Source organism: Mesorhizobium sp. A623 (genome assembly GCF_054489405.1).
In genome coordinates this window covers 48,793-62,724 of the sequence record NZ_JBTMXB010000011.1, presented here as the reverse complement: position 1 = coordinate 62,724, position 13,932 = coordinate 48,793, and the positions used below count along the sequence as shown (strand labels likewise).

Here is a 13,932-nt window from a genome sequence, read left to right as displayed (position 1 = left end):
CGTGTTCATAAATGATGGGTTCCATTGTTCGATGATGACGACATGGAAGTTATCGAAAATGAGAAAATGGATTCATAAATAGAAGTACTTCGTCTTCGATATATAGGGATGGTTATCGTGGATAACCGGAGAAGACACAGGATGCACCTGCGATGAGCATCTGTGTCCCCTGCGGGGGGCTTGGAATCCAGCATTTCATGCGGTTTCCTGCAATTATTTGCGGTTGACCCCTTGCAAATTGCTCCGCCGACACAAACCATGTCTGTAGTCGGGCATATTCCGTATTCTACTTGCCTGTATTTGAAACCGTTTGTTGGTGCACGTGTTCCATTGCGAAATGGACCCGCTGCAGATTGGAGGCTGCATGACGAAGAAGAAGGAAACCGGAGTGTCGTTCTCGGTGAAGCTGAAATCGGCTGCCGCAAAAGCCGAGGTGTCGTCTCTCTTGAAGGTTTACGCCGATGCGAAAGGGATGACGCAGGGCGAGGCTCTTGTACATGTCATCGGCACCGTCAGAAGCTTCGGCGAACTCCCCGAGATCACGGCGGCGGGAATGAAGGAATTCACCGCAGCCGTTGAAGGTGCCCTCCAGCAGTTGAATGCGCAGACTTTGGCGATGCGCGAGGAAATCGGGGTCATCTCCCATGTGCTCCAGATCGCATCCGTGGATGTAAGCGCCGAACCGGAATTCGGGAGCGACAATGACGACTACGAGGAAACTGGGACGCAGCCTGAAATGGACGTCCGTCAACATGCACGGATAAAGGGACCACGCTGATTTTGAATCCGCTCTTCGGTCTACATGTATGAATAAGAGCGGGGACGAATAAACATAGATACTGACGTAACAAAGGGCAGGGGAGGCGACAATGGATAGAATATGGACATCGAGCGGTAACGGTAGCCAGACTGCCGATGGCGATTACGCCATCGTTCTTCGGGCGTCGCCTGCAATCAATCATGAATACGTCTGCCAAGAGAATTCGTCACCCGATCTTGCCGCCTTGCTCATCGACACGTTCGCAGAAGCCGTTTCCGATTTCGTCCGCAAACTGGAGAAAGTGGGCATTTATCTGGAGCCGTCCGGTTACGATCTGTCGGCCGACATGATGATGATTTCGAAGGTCAACGAGTTCGGCATCGATCTCAAGGCCGCTGTTGGCCGTGTCATCGTCGGCTCCGACGGTCTCTCAATGCTAATGACCGGAAATCATGAATCCGTCGGTCGGATGGTCGCCAAGAAGCGATCGATGGAGCTCAGCTTCGGCCGGATCATGACGGATCACTTTTTCCGTTTCGCAGTCGAGGAATCGATGCCATGAGCCGTATCCGCGATCATCACCGTGTCTTTGTGGACTGCCGCGAGGGGTGGCGGGTTCTTCTGACGGCTGGCCGTGTGGATACGCAACGGTTCCGCGACGCGCAGCGCGATGATCGCATCGACGCGGAGATGATGCTCGTTGCCTTCAATGATGCCGTCATCGATCTCGAGGATATCGCCGGCGATCTAGGCATCCCGTTCGGGGAAGATGTCAGCGTTTGCGGCTCGGCTTTCGCCGGATCACTCCAGGCGATCAGGCGGCTTTCGGCGGAACCTGCCCTCGAACAGGTTTTCGCGTTGGAGAAAGAATTCGACAGGCTGCTAGGTGAACACTTCGCCTTGGCGGGAAGGGGGCCTCGTGTTTGATTCAGGTGCCATAGACGACATCGCATATCTGTCCGGAAAACAGGAAGAGACCGAGAGGGAATCCAAAGGCGGTGAATCCGGTGGCGTTGGTTCCAAGAAGCGCCCTGGTGGCTCTACTTATCGGGACCAGGACTCCGCAGGTGGCAGGATATATCGGCCGAAGCTGTCTCCTGAGATCGCAAAATTGCAGGATGGCGTTGAAGACGGCAAGCCGCCGAGGGTCGGCCGTGGCCGCCGCTTTGCCGAGGGATTGACGGCAGGGGAGGTGATCTCAGCCAAACACGCGAGGAAACTGTCACAGGGCAAGGACCCTGTGACGGGCGAGAAGATCATCCCGACGGCCTGTGCGTTCCATGAGAAATTCGAGAAGTATCCCGAGCAGATGAAGGGAAAAAAGAAGCCGACGGCTGCCTACGACAATACGATGTCGGGCGTCGAAAAAGATCTGTCAGCAATATGGGCCGATACCGTCATCAATGGTGACAAGAAAGCTAAGGCCATTGAGAATGCCATCATGGCGGCCACAGCGGTGACGAACCAGTACATTTTGGACAACAAGATCGCTAAGGGTCGGCGCGTCACCAAGGACGAAAGCGGCAAGCGTGTCGAGGTTCTGGTGCCTGTCGTCGACTTCATTACGGCGGACTACCTCCACTGCACGAACCGCAATAATGAACCCCAATTGCACACCCATTCGCTAATGTTCAACATGGGTGTCAGGGAAGACGGCACCGTCGGCGCGATCAACAACATCGACATCCATTACATGCGCCCCGTGCTCGACTCCGTCTTCAAGGCCGAGCTGTATCATCAGATTCGCCAGATCGAGGGTTTCGAAAACATCGAGATCATCAAGGGTGACAAGGGCATCCGCATCGGCGGCGTGAAACAGGAACTGGTGGATGGGTTCTCGACCCGTACGCAGGAAATCGACGATTATCTAGAAGCCCGAGGTCTCGATACCCAGTCCCGCCGAAATCGCCAGATTGCTGCCAAGGCTTCACGGAAGTCAAAGGATGACGCGCCTTCGGTGTCGGAACTGGTCGATCACTGGAAACGTGTCATCGACACCCACACCGACGGGCAGGGCATCATCGCCGGGCTCACGGAACGGAAGTTAAGCAAGGAGTCACACGACGAGAAGATGCTGCGCCTTGGCGACGAGACCGTGCAGCGCCTGAAGCTGAACCTGCAGACCCTTGTTGACGAGCGGGACGTTTTGGCTGCCGCTTATCGGGCATCCATCGGTGAACTGGCTCCAGCCCAGGTGCCGGAACTCATTCATTTGGTGAAGTCGGCTTTCTTGGTCGCCGCGGAATACGATGACGATGACCGGCGGCGCTGGGGTATCCGTGATCTGGTAGATCGCGAGCTCTCGTTCATGCGGATGGTTTCCAGTATGGATGAGGTTCCGCCGATGGGATCGGAAGCCCAGATTGCCGCGATCCTGGACAAGCACAAGCCCGATCCCGAGAAAGGTGTCCGTGGCCTTAATCATGAGCAGGTTGCTGGCATCCAATATCTGCTGCGTTCGACATCGCCGCTGACACTTTTCAACGGTGCCGCGGGGTCGGGTAAGACTTTCACCATGGCCCTGGTGAAAGAGATCGCAGAAGAGTCGGGCTTCGATGTCTACGGCATCGCACCCGCTCACAAAGCGGCAGGCATTTTGCGCGACGAACTTCAGCTGAAGGAAGAGATGTCCACCGCCTGCGCCAAATGGATAGCGCAGCACAAGGCAGGCAAGGTCCACATCGATGCCAAGACCGTCGTCATCATCGACGAGGCAGGCATGATGGGTATCGAAGAGGCCGAATACATCCTTCGAGCAGTGCGCGCTGAGGGTGGCCGTGTTCACATGCTAGGTGACGTTCAGCAGGTGGCACCAGTTGCTGCCGGGTCGCCGATGACATTGGCGATGCGCATTAACGGTGCCCATCGCCTGAATATCATCATGCGTCAGAAAAACGATTCCACGCCTGAAACCAAGCGGCTGACAGCACGTATGCGCGAGGCTTCGGCCCTGTTCGTGAAGGCCGAAGAAGAGGGCATCTATCGGGCAAAGAAGGGAAACCGCGACGATCCCGACGGCAAATCCAAGGGTGTGAAGATTAACCCGCACATTAAGGCGGCGCTCGAAATCTATCGAGACGAGGGCAGGATTTCGTACTGTGATGATGCGCAGAAGACGTATCACGCTGTGGCCGACAAATATAAAGAGTACCTCGCGATCGAGAAGGACCCGAAGGAAATCCTGATCATCACAAATCGGAATTCCTGCATCCATGCGATCAACAAGGAAGCCCGGGCCACGCTGATCGAGCAGGGGTACCTGGGGACTTCGGAGATTGCCTTTCAGGCGTACACCCGAAATAACCGGGAAGACGAGGTTGGCCACAGAATCCGTTTCAGGGCACGGGATAGGGCCATCTTCGGCGGCAAACAGCTTGATCCGGAACAGACTGGGATCCCGTTTCAAATCAATAATTCGGACATGTTCACTGTTGTCGATGTTTACCCGGGCAAGGACGGCGAGGAGCCATCCATGGATGTCGAGTTCGACAAGCAGCCTGGTGTCATCAGACGGGTTAAGCCGTCCCAGTTGGTGAGCCATGATCGATTTTCGGATCGGAAGCCGTTGCCCGTCATCCAGCACGCTTATGCCGTCACCGTGCACGCTTCGCAGGGCGCGACAGTCAATAGGGCAATTGTCGCTGACGTTTATGGCTTGGATTACCGACTTTCCTACGTTGGGATGACCAGGCATCGGCACGAGGTCCACGTATATGCCAACATCGGCCGGATGGAAGACACCATGCTCGCCAAGGCTGGCGTCGTTATCGTAGAGGAGGACGGCAGGCTATCGATCCCGCATAAGGATAAAGACGAACAGATGGTCGCGCCCGAGGACTTCAAGATGGGTCCCGACCAGTGGTTCGGCCGCCTGGTCTACGAAGCCTCGATCACGGACAACAAGAAAAACTTCACGGATCAGGATCTCTACAAGGACCCGGAAGCCTTGGCCGATCTCCTGATAAAGTCGAAGACCGATGACTGGCTGATCGGTCACATCAGGGATTTGCAGGCGAAGACACTTGGCGAGATCGATATGCGCCAGCAACGGATTCTGGACAACGCATCGCGGAAGGGCGCGTCCCTTGCAGCCGACCGGAATACGGTGAAGCCTGTAGAGGGTACGCAAAATCCATTTCGCGATCTGAAGGCACCCTCATTGGTGCCGGACATCGATGCACTCAAGTCAACGGGAGGTAATGACATGGAAACCGAGAGTAACACTGTCCAGAAACGAGTACTGCTCCGGTCGCAGGTCAAGCCGCCCGCTCACCTGCTGGAAGCTGCCAGGAAGCGCGCAGCCGAGATGGCAGCGGCACCTGTCGTTGAGAGTGTTGAGCGCGAGAAGCATGTCGTTGCGCCGAAGGCCGAGCCTCGTATTTCAAACAGGATTTCCGAGGCTGAGTTCCACAGGTTTGTTCGTGAAGACCCGATTTCGGTAATGGAGAAGAACGGCGCGGTCAGATTGGCGACCAGGGATGGTGGAAACCAGTATGAGATGTGCGACGGCGGGGACAAGTCGAGGACATATACAGTCACGAAACTTGGCAGCGGCGTTTGGGCCTACAATCAGTTCAAGTCTCCCGCTAGCGGCGGCACCATTCTCGACTGGATGGTCAACAAGGGCGGGTCGACGTCGAAAATCGAGGCAGCTCACAAACTGCGCGCCCACTACGGTACGGATGGTCTCCGCGATAAGGATTACGCGCCGAGACCTCAGGCTGAGAAGCCAAAATCCACATACGAATCCTATCGGGATACCGTAAGTAGGCAGTTGGCGTCGACCGGCTTCCCAAAGACCGCGGAGATGCCGAAGGCGGAGGACCGCCTGCAGGCAGCAGTCGATCACCTGAAACAGAGAGAGGCGGTCTCGAAGGCCAATCCGGATGACGAGACTTTACGGCCGACGAACATTGAACGGCTCAAGGGTAACACGGCTCAGCGGATGCTGGCCGACATTGCCAAAGGCGACGATCCGGAGGCCAACAAATTCGACAAGCAGCGTGCCGAAGATGTCCGCAAGCTCGTGGACAGGGGTGGCTCCTGCCATGAATACCGTTTCAAATATCAGATGGAGAAGCCTTGGGCCACGGACACCTACGCCAAGGAACGCGGCCTCGAGCGGGAGACGATCCTGTTCTTCGATGGCGACGTGAAGCGCGAATCCTTTAAGGACCAGAAATCCGGAGAGTGGCGGACAGGTCTCACTATCGCTCATCGTGACGTGAATAAATTCGGCACCGTCACCGGGCTGGAGATCAAGCGTCAGGATGCTTACGCCTCGAGCGGTGAACTCATGAAGAAAACCAAGTTCTCCGACGGGGAGGGCAAGGGTCTCGGCATGCTGGGCAACAAGATGAAGGGTGAGAAGGACGGCCCGAAGAGCATGGTCTTTTTGGAATCCGGCGTCGATGCCTTGTCCCACTGGCAGGAAACCAAGCTGCCGCAAGGATTCAAAACGAAACCAGATGCCGAAAAGGCTGATATCGTGAGCAAGATTCCGAAGGACAGGCTCATGCTGTCCGTCGCCGGCACGGTTTCCGGGCATGCGGCTCAGGGCATCGAAATCCTTGCGAAGGCTAATCCGCAGGCAAAATGTATCATCGCCCCGGATAACGATCTCGCTGGACGGTTGATCTGCAAGAACATTTCGGCGGCTATCCTGAGGGGTAACCCGAAAGCCGAGATCGAAATCCAGGCACCCGAGAACATGGTTTTCAAGGATTGGAACGACCAGACGCGCCAGTTGCCGAGATCGCCTGAGGACCTCCAGAAAACGGCCGATGACCTGAAATTGTCCACCGAGTTCATCAAGGACGAGGTGGCCAGATACCAGGAAGCGCATCCGGATCGGGATATGACGGCTTACAGGGATATCGGAAGCAAGGAAGCGGACGCTGCCGAGCAGAAGCAGGCGGTCGAGTTCCTGATGACGGCCGACGACAAGCAGGTTCGGGAGTACATAGCCGAGAAGCGTATCGAAGTGTCCGGGCCTGTTCGCGAGGAGCGGGACGCGGATGCGGCGGCTCAGCAGGCGGTCGATGAGATGCGGGCAAGGCAGCAGCGCGAGGAGGAAGATCGCCAGAGGCAGGGGCAGCGGATGTGATATTCCGCCACCGATCGGGGCAGAAAGGGCCCCGATCGGTAGGATGACCGTGTTCCGTCAGTCGAACGTGAAAATGTCGGTCGAAAAGTATTTATTGCTGATGGCTTGGTAGGTGCCGTCGGCACGAATGGCCTTCAAAGCGGCATTCATGTTTTCCCTCAATTCGTTGTCTTCTTTGCGCAAGGCGATAGCAATGCCTTCGCCGACGAACTCCGGATCAGTGACGGGCTTTCCTACAAACTTGCAGCAGGCCCCATCGGGCGAGTTCTTGAGCCAATCCAGCATGGGGAGATAATCGCTGACCTGGAGGTCCAGACGGCCATTCATGAGGTCTAGGTTCACTTCCTCCTGGGTCGGATACATTTTCAGGTCTGACTTGGTGAACGTATGGCTCATGTATTCGCCCTGTGTCGTCCCGGCTTGAGCACCGATTACTTTTCCAGCCAGCGCATCTGGGCTGACATCGGTTATAGGGCTGTCTTTGGGAGCGACGAGAGCGAAGCCAGACCTGTAATATGGGTCAGTAAATGCGACCTTTTCCTTTCGCTGATCCGTAATGGACATGGATGCGGCGATAAAGTCGTATTTTTTGGCAATGAGGCCCGGAACGATGCCGTCCCAATCCTGGGCTATTACCTCACACTCGACGTCCATTTGCTTACAAAGTGCCAGCCCAATTTCGACGTCGAAACCGCTTATTTGCCCGTTCGCTTGGATGAAATTGAATGGAGGGTAGGCTCCCTCCGTTCCAAGGCGAAGTTTGTCCTTGGCGGCCGCAGGGCCAAAACCCATGAGCATCGCGGCGGTAACGAAAGCGGCCAACGTTCCTGGTTTCATCATTGTCTTCACCCCTCCCGGTGGTTGAGCGCGGAACCCAGCGCATTCAAAATGAGCCTGCCCGCGGTGATGCTGGTAATTTTGTTCGGCAGATCGATACTCGGAGCGACCTCGACCACGTCCATGCCGACCAACGGGCCTTTGGTCGCCAAGGCGCGTATAATGGGTTGCACTTGCTCAAAACGAAGACCGCCTGGGGCAGGGCCGAGGACGGCAGGCATTACCGAGGGGTCGAAACCGTCGGCGTCGACCGTGAGGTAGAATGGACCTTTCCCGTCAAGGTGGGAGATAACCTGTTCGATGCCATTGGAATGAACGTCTGCGGCAGTGAAAATACGTGCGCCGTATGAGCGTGCGGCCTCGACTTCTGTCGCCCGTGCACTCCCGGTGCTGCGCATGCCGATCTGGGTTATCCCGCTAATCCACGGCATCTCGCTGGCACGGCGAATTGGGCTGCTGTAGCCTAGTTTGGAGCCACGTACCTCATCGCGCCAATCGATGTGTGCGTCGATCTGTACGAGATGGATTGGCTTTCCAATTACCTCCAAGGCTTGCAGCACAGGCGTTGTTACGCCGTGATCGCCGCCGAGAACAAAGGTCATGCGGCTGTTTGCGAAGAGCACCTTCAGGCGTTCGACCGTTTCAGCAAAATAGTCTTCGAAACTGCTTCGCCAGCGTGGACAATTGCCAGCATCGACACCCTTGCCTGGTAACACCGTTTCGAGTGTCGCCCCGAAGTCGAAGTCCCATTGCGCAGGCCCGTCGCAGAATTGACCGGACTGAAGGCGGATTGCATCTGGTGCGCTTGCCTGGTCGTTGGGCAGGGGTTCACCGGAGTACGGCTCGCTATAAGGGATGCCGATCACCGAAGCGACGATATCTCGCCATTTGGTTGGATCCGTAACGACGGGCCAATCCAGGAATGGTCTCACAGGAGCAGACGTGGCGATGTTATTTTCCGGCAATCTGATCTCCCGCATGACTTTCACTCGCCCTTGGCTAATGGGCGGGCTATCTCGAGGCAATCGAATTGCCGTAAACCCACTTTAGTGTTTCTATCGACGCATGATCGACATCAAAGACCTTACGTCGTTGCGTGCCTTGGCCAGTAACGGCAGCTTCGAGGCGGCGGCGAGAGCCCTGAAAATTACGCCTGGTGCGATGTCGCAGCGCATCAAGCAGATCGAAGACCGAATTGGCCAGGTTGTCGCTGTCCGTGCGTCGCCGACCAGATTGACCCAAGCGGGTGAGACGTTGCTCCGTCTTGCCCTGCAGGTAGACATTCTTTTCGAGGATACGATTCAAATTCTGACGGGAAAGGACGCGATTCCGTCCCTTACGGTCGCGGTCAATCACGACTCATTGGCGACGTGGTTCGTTGCTGCGGTTGCCAAATTTTCCAGCGTTTCGAGCGCGACAGTGGAAGTCCGCTGTGTCGATCAAGCCCTCACCTCCTCGCTGCTGCGCGACGGGTCGGCGGTTGCGGCAATTTCCGCCGAGGACGTGCCGCCTCAGGGGTGCGAGACGGTTTCGCTCGGCTGCCTGGAATACGTTGCTGTTTGCAGCCCGGAGTTTGCAACCAAGTGGTTGGGTAGCGGCGATACGGAAGGGACGCGTGACAACTGTCCGATGGTGATATTCGAGCACTCGGATTCATTGTCACGACGCATTGCTGGCGAGATGGTCGATAAAATGGGCACCCCGCGAATGCATTTTCTGCCGGATGCCAATGCGATGCTGAAAGCGGCGGTTCATGGCATCGGCTGGGCCGTCGTCCCAAAGATGCTGGCTTCTGAGGCGGTCATCTCCGGGAAACTGGTGGAGATAGCCACCAGGAGCCAGATGGAGGTTCCATTGTACTTTCATCATTGGCGGCTTGGAGGACAGACGCTGGATGTCTTGGTCGATTGCATTTGCGAGTCCGCAGCAGCTTACCTCAAGAAATCGGCCGTCAACTTGGTCGGAGATCAGCTTCTTTCATTCGCGGCTCACTAACGGTACTAAATCATTGATAAATTTGGAGGCCAGCGCTGGAGAACAGAGCCTTTGTGATCTCGGGTTCTGAAATCGCTTTGCTGTCGATCTGGTTCACCAAAACAACCCGCCAGTAGGCCCCACCTACTTCCGTGACGTATATCCGGGCAGGGTGGTTGCCACTTTTAAGTGCGCCGTCTGCCATCCAGACATTTGGGAGTTCGGACATCGCCCATGGCTCCAGCGGCATGGTGTCGGACAATGCCTTTGCGAGAATGGTAGCGTACGACGAAATCGTTTGATCCGGAATTTGCTCCCTTGCGAGCAAGGCAACGACCCCGGTTTTCGTGTTCGTGAAACCGTAAAGTGTCCCTCCCTCAGGGCCAGCCACTTTTTCATACTGCCAGCCGCCCGGGATGGTTGTTTTCATCGAGGTTTCCGGGTTCGTCCACGTATAAGACTGCGCCGCCTTGGTTTCTTCCTGCTTGAGCATGGCGTTCGACATCGTAATGGCCAGCAGGACTCCGAGCGAGATCAACATGGCAACTGCTCGACGGATCTTGCTCGACGAGAACGACAGGACATTCGTTATGCCTTCGTCGTAACTGGTGCGCTGTCCCAAGCTGACTTTCCTGTACGCAGGCACCATCGTGAACAGGCAAACTATCGGGATGCCCAAGGCCAGGCCGTAGACCCAAACCCGTAGCTCTCGGCCGATATTTCCGGATAGTGGCAATCGCTTGTCTCTCGAAATTGGGATTGCCTTGATCCCGAACATTGCCTTGCCCATGGTGTTACCGAACGTGGTGATGATCGCCGCGTTGACGATATGGGCGGCAGGCAGAAACAGCAGAAACAACACCCTCGCATCTAGCGAATTCAACTGAAAGAATAGTCGGGGACTGGAGTATGCGGTGGCGAATGACGCCGCGACAAGGAGGACGGTGCTAAGCACTGAGAGATCGAATTGCCGTGCGAAATATCTTGACCACGGGCCCGCAGGTACGAACCGAATGGACGGCTCGCGAACGACCGGAATATCGTCTTCATCGTCCACGGGCTCAGCAACTGGTTCTATCTTCGGTGGCACAACTTCGGGTGCGCCTATGGCATCGGTCGCTTTCGTGTTGACGATTGGAGGCAAAGGCGGCGGCATCTTCTGTTGCAGAAGATGCGTGAACTCATCCGTGTCTCTGACGGCTTGCCATTGTGCCATACCTTCAGCCCAAATAAGGCTGTCGCCATCCAGTTTGCCCGAACGGAAGAATTCTTCTATTTCGGAAGTTGAAAACGATCCGGAAGGCTTGCCACCTTCAGCGTAGTGCCACTGTTTCATAATATCCCCAAGTCCCGCAGATATATTGGCACAACGGGTTCGGGCACTCAACGAAAATGCTGTTACGGATGCCGAGGAAGTATGGCGGTGCAAGAGGTTTGTGCTTGGCTACCAGATGAACGGCGAACGCTTCCGACCCGGATTGAAATTCGAGTTCCATAATACATGTTACGCGACTAAACTATTGATAAATAACGATAAATATATGGTCACAGTTCCAATTCTCTGAATTGGTAACTCAGTACAGTGTATCATGCCGTTGGCTGAGAGAGCTTCTGCTTCCATTTTACCGGGTTCTTGACCATCAGATCGGGATCTCCAGCTATGATACCCCTACAGGTTGGCTCGATTGAATCGCCGTAGCCCTTCTCCAGCGCAATCGGGAGTCGCAACCACCATGCGGGGTATTTCGGGTTAGCGGCCACGGCTTCCAGCGCCAGTGAAATGAGGCCGCCTGTCAGTTTGTCGGCACGCGCGACATTCGGCCACCGCTCAGCCATCCTGCCGATAACGAGTTTCCGCATCCAGTGGCCTGGATCAGAAATCGACATCCCCGATCCGTAAAACGTCATCTGTTTGTAAAATTCCCTGCCGTCCTTTTTGGCCTCATCCGTCAACAGAAAGCGCCATTTTGGCGAGACCTGATCGGGTCTAATTGGCGGCGAGATTTCGACTGCCTTGGTGAACCGACGGGTTTCCGAAGCTTTCGGAGGATAGGGATTTGAGTCGAAATTTCTTTCTACCCGAAGGGTGGATGCCCATTTCAGGTTCAGTACGGCCTCACGGATCCCGTCGTAATCCAGTGGCAGAAAGCCGACTGGCCAATCACCGGGGTGCTTGACAATGTCTTCGCCGAACGTCATGACGCCGCCAAATTTCGACATTGACCGATAATAAAAAAATGCCGGAATGCGCTCTCCGACCCAGGTTTTGGCGCTCTCTATTATTGAATTCGCGTCTCCCCACATTTTCTCTGGCCCCATATAGCAATCGAAACGCAACACGATGGCGCGTGGATGAATGAGGTCTTTGCCTTTTTTTATGAGATCCAAGGTCATCGGACGAACTCCCACGCGCTATCGAGATAGCGTTCGATTTTGTGGGTGAGCATCGGTAGGTCATCTTCGTGTACGTGAAACGGCCCGAGCGGCGTATGCACAACTGAGCCGCCGTCCCAATGTCTGATAGTCAGGTTCACGGGCTTGTCATCGACGTCGCCCGAGAATTCCAAATTGTAGATTGCTGGCCCGACGATGCTGTCGATGTCATCCACGTTCAGCGTTTTGTTGATCGGGAAAATGATTTCCTTCACGCCAAACAGGGCCGCCTTAGTTTCAACGACCTCGGTCTCTTCGGTATTGATTTCGATAATTTCATTCGCCGCCGGCACGACGGCTTGAGGCTTCTTTTCTATCCCGAGGCGTTCGAACCTTGCATCCTGGGCTTCCTTGATCCGGTTATAAGATTCACGCATGTTCTGGCGATGGTAGCTGCGCAGGTCAGGTTCGTTGGCCTCTTCGCATACCAGACCCCAAGCCGCGTAGTCGGCTCCGTGCACCCGACAGGCGTCAAGCAGCCGTTCGCCGCGGTATTTCCTGGTGTGGTAGCCATCCGTCAGGAAATCGCCCGAGAGGGCTTCCTCAATGGCGAGTTGCCAGAAATCGAAGAACTCGGTGTGCATCATCCCGAGTTGGTGACGGAACTCTTTTTCGGCCTTTTTCCATGTCGGGCTATTGACGCGATAGGCCTCTGCGTCCGCACCGCCGATCCGCTTTTTGCTTTTCGAAAATGGTGCCTTGGTCAGATGATGGCTGGAAGACCGCAGGGTGATGTCGAACTCGATAGCGGTGATTTCACGGCCCCTACCCCCTTTTCGGACTTCATTGACGGCCACATGGAAACGCTGGATTGCGTCGAAGTCGCCACGGCCGTCATTTAGCTCCGGCATCAGGTACGACAAAAAGCGCTCCTTCATTTTGCCGTACGCAAAAGAGCCGTTTGCCGCACGGGGGAACGACACCCAGGTTGCCAGTTCGTCAGGTGTCACGGTGATAGTCGTCTTGTTTGATTCCGTTGGCGACCACTTCTTCTGCGCCATAGACAACGCCAAGATGCGATAAAGCCTGGATGAATATTTGCATCGGAACGTCGAGAGAGCGGCCAGCTCGATGTAGGCGTACCTCACCTGGTCGCGCATCAGCACGCAGATCGGTTCCGGAAGCTGGAAGCGAATGACGTCTTCACCATTCGTGGACTCGAGCCATGAGACCAGCAGAGGGACGTCTTCGTAACGGCGCGTGGAGAGAGTTCCATACGAGACGGTTGTCGAGGCTAGACGGCGCAATGACTTCCGAAGCAGATCACGGTGCACGGTGCCGAGATAGTGCATCGCCTGGCGGACATCCAGCGCGTATGTCGTCGTCGCCATGCTGTTGTCGGTCTCGTAGGCCTTCGAAACGAGCAGATCGTGAAGGGCTGCGTCATCGGCCGTCAGGGAGTCCTTGCCAGTAATGAAAACGCCTTCCATCATTTCTGCTGGGCGTGGGCTTTCCGGTGCGACTTTCATCAGCTGGCCAGATTTCTCCAAAGCTTCGCCGATGTCGCCCCTCGGAGCAGGAAAGAAGTTGCCTTCGGTGTTTCGTTTCGTGGTGCCGGGTGGCGGCGGTGTTTTCAGCATTTCGACCCCCTTGTGATCGTTCCATGCTGAAATGGTCGCCTCAAACCACGCATACGACAATGTCTAAATCCCGAATATTTTTCGAATGGGTTTTAGACAGCTGGTTTGTTTAAATTCCATCATCTGAAGAAGTGGGATTTAGTGTGAAGTTGTGGGATTTAAACAGAGGTCATTTTGTTTAAATCCTGAAAAAGTGGGATTTAGACGTTGTTGACAAAGCCATACGCTGCAAGGGTTATGGG

10 protein-coding genes are annotated in these 13,932 nt (G+C 55.5%); 5 read left to right on the top strand and 5 right to left on the bottom strand.

The window, feature by feature from the left end; all coding sequences use genetic code 11:
- The first annotated feature begins 364 nt into the window (after positions 1-364).
- From ACX3P1_RS13430 to mobF, 4 genes are all read left to right on the top strand, one after another.
- On the top strand, positions 365-778 hold the full coding sequence (locus ACX3P1_RS13430; RefSeq protein WP_459080083.1) for a hypothetical protein: 414 nt from the start codon (positions 365-367) through the stop codon (positions 776-778).
- Positions 779-869: 91 nt separating this feature from the next.
- On the top strand, positions 870-1,322 hold the full coding sequence (locus ACX3P1_RS13425; RefSeq protein ID WP_459080082.1) for a hypothetical protein: 453 nt from the start codon (positions 870-872) through the stop codon (positions 1,320-1,322).
- The gene (locus ACX3P1_RS13420; protein ID WP_459080081.1) at positions 1,319-1,687 is read left to right on the top strand and encodes a hypothetical protein; all 369 of its coding nucleotides are present in this window, start codon (positions 1,319-1,321) and stop codon (positions 1,685-1,687) included. The genes ACX3P1_RS13425 and ACX3P1_RS13420 overlap by 4 nt, the downstream gene beginning before the upstream one ends.
- Positions 1,680-6,866, top strand: a complete 5,187-nt coding sequence (gene mobF / locus ACX3P1_RS13415; RefSeq protein WP_459080080.1) for a MobF family relaxase — start codon at positions 1,680-1,682, stop codon at positions 6,864-6,866. The genes ACX3P1_RS13420 and mobF overlap by 8 nt, the downstream gene beginning before the upstream one ends.
- A gap of 57 nt (positions 6,867-6,923) precedes the next feature.
- Here the strand turns inward: mobF and ACX3P1_RS13410 are convergent, their stop codons facing one another.
- Together ACX3P1_RS13410 and ACX3P1_RS13405 are read right to left on the bottom strand one after the other, a co-directional pair.
- Positions 6,924-7,703 carry an ABC transporter substrate-binding protein gene (locus ACX3P1_RS13410; RefSeq protein WP_459080215.1) on the bottom strand — a complete coding sequence of 260 codons (780 nt, stop codon included), beginning with the start codon at positions 7,701-7,703 and terminating at the stop codon, positions 6,924-6,926.
- 8 nt (positions 7,704-7,711) lie between these two features.
- Positions 7,712-8,683, bottom strand: a complete 972-nt coding sequence (locus tag ACX3P1_RS13405; RefSeq protein WP_459080079.1) for an arginase family protein — start codon at positions 8,681-8,683, stop codon at positions 7,712-7,714.
- An 85-nt stretch (positions 8,684-8,768) separates the two neighbouring features.
- Here ACX3P1_RS13405 and ACX3P1_RS13400 point away from each other — a divergent pair, with 85 nt between their 5' ends.
- Complete coding sequence (locus tag ACX3P1_RS13400) at positions 8,769-9,698, top strand: ArgP/LysG family DNA-binding transcriptional regulator (RefSeq protein WP_459080078.1); 930 nt, start codon at positions 8,769-8,771, stop codon at positions 9,696-9,698.
- A 10-nt stretch (positions 9,699-9,708) separates the two neighbouring features.
- On the opposite strand, the gene ACX3P1_RS13395 is transcribed toward ACX3P1_RS13400, so the two are convergent.
- The 3 genes from ACX3P1_RS13395 to ACX3P1_RS13385 form a co-directional block, all read right to left on the bottom strand.
- Positions 9,709-11,013, bottom strand: coding sequence for an RDD family protein (locus ACX3P1_RS13395; RefSeq protein WP_459080077.1), 1,305 nt, complete (start codon positions 11,011-11,013; stop codon positions 9,709-9,711).
- Between the two features lie 251 nt (positions 11,014-11,264).
- Positions 11,265-12,071, bottom strand: coding sequence for a hypothetical protein (locus tag ACX3P1_RS13390; protein ID WP_459080076.1), 807 nt, complete (start codon positions 12,069-12,071; stop codon positions 11,265-11,267).
- Positions 12,068-13,690, bottom strand: a complete 1,623-nt coding sequence (locus ACX3P1_RS13385) for a replication initiation protein (protein WP_459080075.1) — start codon at positions 13,688-13,690, stop codon at positions 12,068-12,070. Before ACX3P1_RS13385 ends, ACX3P1_RS13390 begins: the two co-directional genes overlap by 4 nt.
- Positions 13,691-13,932: the final 242 nt, after the last annotated feature.

Excerpts from the sequence above, each read along its gene's own strand:
- ACX3P1_RS13430 (WP_459080083.1), top strand. The coding sequence starts at position 365 with ATGACGAAGAAGAAGGAAACCGGAGTGTCGTTCTCGGTGAAGCTGAAA.
- ACX3P1_RS13425 (WP_459080082.1), top strand. The coding sequence starts at position 870 with ATGGATAGAATATGGACATCGAGCGGTAACGGTAGCCAGACTGCCGAT.
- ACX3P1_RS13420 (WP_459080081.1), top strand. The coding sequence starts at position 1,319 with ATGAGCCGTATCCGCGATCATCACCGTGTCTTTGTGGACTGCCGCGAG.
- ACX3P1_RS13410 (WP_459080215.1), bottom strand. The coding sequence starts at position 7,703 with ATGAAACCAGGAACGTTGGCCGCTTTCGTTACCGCCGCGATGCTCATG.
- ACX3P1_RS13405 (WP_459080079.1), bottom strand. The coding sequence starts at position 8,683 with ATGCGGGAGATCAGATTGCCGGAAAATAACATCGCCACGTCTGCTCCT.
- ACX3P1_RS13400 (WP_459080078.1), top strand. The coding sequence starts at position 8,769 with ATGATCGACATCAAAGACCTTACGTCGTTGCGTGCCTTGGCCAGTAAC.
- ACX3P1_RS13395 (WP_459080077.1), bottom strand. The coding sequence starts at position 11,013 with ATGAAACAGTGGCACTACGCTGAAGGTGGCAAGCCTTCCGGATCGTTT.
- ACX3P1_RS13390 (WP_459080076.1), bottom strand. The coding sequence starts at position 12,071 with ATGACCTTGGATCTCATAAAAAAAGGCAAAGACCTCATTCATCCACGC.
- ACX3P1_RS13385 (WP_459080075.1), bottom strand. The coding sequence starts at position 13,690 with ATGCTGAAAACACCGCCGCCACCCGGCACCACGAAACGAAACACCGAA.